Origin of the sequence: Corallococcus llansteffanensis, assembly GCF_003612055.1 — a bacterium.
Lineage (GTDB): Bacteria > Myxococcota > Myxococcia > Myxococcales > Myxococcaceae > Corallococcus > Corallococcus llansteffanensis.
This window is the reverse complement of the sequence record NZ_RAWB01000723.1, coordinates 1-4,424: the sequence shown is the minus strand read 5'-3', so window position 1 is coordinate 4,424 and position 4,424 is coordinate 1. Positions and strand designations below refer to the sequence as shown.

The following is a 4,424-nucleotide window of genomic DNA, read 5'->3' as shown; positions in this document are numbered from 1 at the left end:
GGGCTGTGGGCGGGCGCGGGCGCGATGCTGCTCATCGGCTTCTCGGAGACGCTCCCGCGCATCGCGGTCGCGGCCTTCCTGCTGGGCCTGCTGGGGGAGCTGTACCGCCCGGCGGTGTCGGCGGCCGTCGCGGACGTGGTGCCGCCGCGCGACCGGGCGCGGGCGTACGGGCTCTTGTACTGGGTCATCAACCTGGGCTTCGCCATCGCCCTGCCGCTCGCGGGCCTGCTGGCGACGCTGGGCTTCCGGCTGCTCTTCATCGCGGACGCGGTGACCACGTTCCTCTATGGCTGCTGCGTCTGGGCGCTCGTCCCGGAGACGCGGCCCGCGGCGGAGCCGGGGCGCCAGGCGAGCAACACGCTGGGGGACCTGCTGACGCCCTTCCGCGACGGCGTGTACCTGGCCTTCTGCCTGCCCATCTTCGTGCTGGCCCTCCTCTTCTTCCAGAACCACATGAGCCTGCCGGTGACGCTGGTCGCGCAGGGCCTGAGCGCCAGCGACTACGGCCTGGTGATGTCCGTCAACGGCGTGCTCATCGTCGCGCTGCAGCCGTTCGTCTCGCGCGTCATCGGCCGGGTGCGGCGCTCCACCGCGCTGGCGCTCGCGGGCCTCCTGACGGGGGTGGGCTTCGGGCTGCATGCGCTGCCCGCGAGCGTGCCCTGGGCGATGTTCGCCGTGGCGGTGTGGACGCTGGGGGAGATCGCGCAGTCGCCGGTGGCGCCGTCCGTGGTGGCGGACCTGGCGCCCACCCAGCTGCGCGGCAGCTACCAGGGCGCGTACCACATGATGTGGGGGCTCGCGTCCAGCATCGCCCCCGCGCTGGGGGGCGCCGTGCTGGGACGCTTCGGGTCGCCCACGCTGTGGGGGGGCTGCCTGGTGCTGGGGCTCGCCGCCGGAGGCTGGCACCTCGCCATCGCGGGCACCCGCCGCCGCCGGGTGGAGGAGCTGCGGCTGGAGCGCCCGGAGATGAGCGCCAGCCTCGACTGAAGCTCGGAGGCTCGGGGCCCGCGAGGCCCGGACGCCCCCAGGCTCCCAGGCTCCCAGGCTCCCAGGCTCCCAGGCTCGGAGACTCCTGACTACTTGCCCAGGAGGGCCTCGGGCCGCGTGAGGCCGCGCGCGCGGGCGACGGGCAGGAGCACGTCCTGGGGGGGCGCGTCGGCGGTGAGCAGCAGCGCGCGCACGGCGGTCTCCACCACGTCCTCCGCGCCGGGGCGCACCATGCCGCGCCGGGCGTCCTCCACGCGCTTGCCGCGGTACACGTCGAAGCGCTCCTTCACGCGCTTGGCCAGGTCGGCGACGGCCTTGTCGCCCGCGTCCACGCGCAGCTCCAGCTCGTTGCGAAGCTGCACGGGGTCCGCGAGCACGCCGTACCGGTCATAGCCCTTGTGGGCCACGTCCTCGTGCAGCACCGCGTAGTCCTGCGTGTTGGGCGCGGGCACCTGCTGGGGCGTGAGCAGGTCGCGCATCACCGTCGTCACGGTGGCCGTCACGGTGAGCCGGTGCAGCTGCACGTCGTAGACGAAGTCCGAATACATGGGCTCCTCCACGGTGATGGGCTCGCGGAAGACGGCGTCGCGTTGGCGCTGCACCTCCGAGCGCTGCGTCTCCGCCTTGTCCAGCGCCACCTGCACCGCGCCCTCCAGCACGCGCGACGCCTTGGCCTTCTGCACCATCAGGCCCTCGTCCTGGGTGCACTGCCCCGAGCAGCGCTCCGGGTTGCACTCCCCGGGCAGGCTGCCCGGCTTCTTCGCGTCGCGGGCCTCCTCGCCGCACTCCTGGAGGGCCTCGCGGCACTCGCGCTTCTCCCGCTCGCGGCACCGCTCGGCGGCGTCGCGCAGCGTGCCCAGCTCCACCTGGGCGCGCAGGTACTCGCGCAGCACCGCGGCCTGCTTGCGCTCCACCGTCTCCAGCGTGCGCTCCGTCTCCAGCAGCTTCGCCTCGAACTGGCCGCGCTTGGGGTTGGGCACGGAGCGGTTGCCCGCGAGGTAGCGCTTGGAGCGCTGCGACTCCTCCACGGCCTTCAGGGGCAGCACGCGCTCCAGGGCCAGCTCCAGCTTCACGCCCACCCGCCCCGGGGGCGCCTCCGTCACGACCTTCAGGGGCAGCTGCGTGGGCAGGAACGCGGCCAGCCGTCCCGCGCCCAGCCGCTGGGCGACGTCGGGCGCCTGCGCCTGGTCGTCCACGGGCGTGGCCACCACGAGGAAGGCCACCTCGTCGCGCAGCTTGAGCCGCACCGCCTCCGCCCGCTCCCGGGCCGCGGTGGCGCCCACGCGCTCCTGGTCCGCGCGCACGTAGGCGAGCAGCGCGTTGCCCAGCTTGCCCGCCTTCTCCAGCGTCTCCGCGCTGGCGAAGAAGCGCTTCGCCCACGCCACCTGCACGGAGTCCACGCCCTTGCGCGCGCCCGCGTGGTCCGGGGCCACGGCCAGCACCGCGTCCAGCTCCGTGCGGGCATCCTGGAGCTTCTCCTCCTTCAAGAGCCCCATCGCCACCCCCACCCGCGCGTCCAGCGTCTGGGCGAGCAGCGCCCGCGCGCCGTCATGCTCCGGGTCCAGTTCCAGCACGCGCACCAGCAGCTTGGTGGCGGACGGCAGGTCCCCGGACGCATGGGCGGCGCCGGCCTCCTGGTACACCTCCGCGCCCCACTCCTTGCGCACCGCGCGCAGCTTCACGGTGACCTCGGAGGCCTCCGGATCCGCGGCCAGGGCGCGCAGGTAGGCCGCCTCCGCTTCCGCCCAGTGGCGCTCCTTGGTGGAGGCATCGCCCTCGCGCACGGCGCGGGAGAAGGCGGAGCAGCCACTGAGCAGGATGAGCGAGGCCAGGGCCAGGGCACCCAGCCAGCGGGACGGGACACGGGGGGTTCGAACGGGGGGGCTCACATTCCGCATCTTCGCGGGAAAGTCCTCCCAGGGTGAAGATTCCGACAGTCCCCGTCCGCCCGCCTGGCCTGCGTGAAGGCAGACATCCTGGCAGGACGGGCCCGGGACGCACGACGTGCATAGGCTGTTCTGCCTTTTGAGCGTTTCAAACCTACACGGTCTTCTGCTGACTGCGATGAGCCAGGGTGCAGGCGTTCAGTGGCTGCGTACCCGGGGCTCGGGAATGACGCGACGCACCAGTCGGTAGAGGGAATCAGCACCCATGAGGGGGGCTAGAGAGAAACACATGCCTTGTCCACAGCCGCGACCCACCGAGTTCCATCTCCCGCTGCGGGCTGACTCCTTCTCCATCGAGGAGTACCGCAACGTCCACTGCCGCTTCTACGGAGGCTGCATCGACGTGGCGGTCCGCGAGGACTGGGAGAGCTTCACCTGCGCCAAGTGCCCCTTGTTCCAGACGGACAAGGCACCCGGTGCCAGTTCGTATGCCTTCACCCAGCCCGCCGACTTCGGGCGGCCGTAGTCGAAGTCTTCGTATATGATTGAGGTGACCGGGCGTCCGACCGGGCCCGCGCCTTCCCGGAAGGGGAGGGAGCGGACCTGGGGACGCCCGTCGTTCGACGTGCTCCCGGCCTTCGGGCTGCTGACGCCTCGCGGGGCAGGCACCACCTTCGGAGGCGAGGGGGCGGGATGCTGGAGCAGCACGTCACATCATGGTTGGAGTTGCAGGACCTGTTGTTCGGGGGCTCCTGGAACGAGCCGCTGGGGCGGTTCCGCACGAGCTTCGTCTTCCGGGGCGTGCCGGACGCGAGCCTGGACCTGTCGGCGGCGCTCAACCGCCAGGGTGCGTTCGTGCGGCACGAGCGGGACCTGCTGCGCGCCTTCCGCAAGTACGCGCGGGGCGTGCCGGGCACGGCGCAGCTGTCCTCCGTGTGGGACTGGCTGGCGCTGGCGCAGCACCACGGGATGCCGACGCGGCTGTTGGACTGGACTTTCAGTCCGTACGTGGCGCTGCACTTCATGACCGAGCGTCAGGAGTTCGCGGGCAAGGACGGGGCCATCTGGTGCGTGGACTACCACCAGACGAACCAGCAGCTGCCCCGGCCGCTGCGCGAGCAGCTGCGGACGGAGGGCGCGGACGTGTTCACGGCGGAGATGCTGGCGACGGTGGCGGGAGACCTGCTGACGTTCGACGGCCTGGCGGAGCATCCGTTCGTGTTGTTCTTCGAGCCGCCGTCGCTGGATGCGCGCATCGTGAACCAGTTCGCGCTGTTCTCGGTGATGAACGGGCCGGAGCTGAGCCTGAACGACTTCCTGGGGCACCAGCACCAGGGGGTGCGGAGGCTCATCGTGCCGGCGTCGCTCAAGTGGGAGGTCCGGGACAAGTTGGACCAGGCGAACATCACCGAGCGCGTGCTCTTCCCCGGCCTGGACGGCCTGAGCCGCTGGCTGCGCCGCTACTACGCCCCCCGGCCCCAGTAGTTCAGGGGGCCGGAGCGGGGGTCGGTGTCTCCTGTGGAGCGGGGGTCGGTGTCTCCTGTGGAGCGG

The 4,424-nt window shown here is 72.0% G+C and carries 4 protein-coding genes; 3 read left to right on the top strand and 1 reads right to left on the bottom strand.

The annotated features are described in order from the left end of the window. Positions 1-987: MFS transporter (locus D7V93_RS38960; protein ID WP_147451569.1), on the top strand; the 987-nt coding region annotated here is incomplete at its 5' end. Between the two features lie 89 nt (positions 988-1,076). On the opposite strand, the gene traC is transcribed toward D7V93_RS38960, so the two are convergent. Further along, positions 1,077-2,885, bottom strand: coding sequence for an outer membrane exchange accessory lipoprotein TraC (gene traC, locus D7V93_RS38955; protein ID WP_120648127.1), 1,809 nt, complete (start codon positions 2,883-2,885; stop codon positions 1,077-1,079). A gap of 277 nt (positions 2,886-3,162) precedes the next feature. On the opposite strand from traC, the gene D7V93_RS38950 reads away from it, so the two are divergent. Both D7V93_RS38950 and D7V93_RS38945 read left to right on the top strand, forming a co-directional pair. Continuing rightward, a complete protein-coding gene (locus D7V93_RS38950) occupies positions 3,163-3,399 on the top strand; it encodes a phage connector family protein (protein WP_120648126.1) in 237 nt (78 codons plus the stop codon). Positions 3,400-3,566: 167 nt separating this feature from the next. Continuing rightward, on the top strand, positions 3,567-4,358 hold the full coding sequence (locus tag D7V93_RS38945) for an FRG domain-containing protein (RefSeq protein WP_120648125.1): 792 nt from the start codon (positions 3,567-3,569) through the stop codon (positions 4,356-4,358). Positions 4,359-4,424 lie beyond the last annotated feature (66 nt).

Bases quoted from the DNA above. Each gene is read 5' to 3' on its own strand.
- traC (WP_120648127.1), bottom strand. From the start codon at position 2,885: ATGCGGAATGTGAGCCCCCCCGTTCGAACCCCCCGTGTCCCGTCCCGC.
- D7V93_RS38945 (WP_120648125.1), top strand. From the start codon at position 3,567: ATGCTGGAGCAGCACGTCACATCATGGTTGGAGTTGCAGGACCTGTTG.
- D7V93_RS38950 (WP_120648126.1), top strand. From the start codon at position 3,163: ATGCCTTGTCCACAGCCGCGACCCACCGAGTTCCATCTCCCGCTGCGG.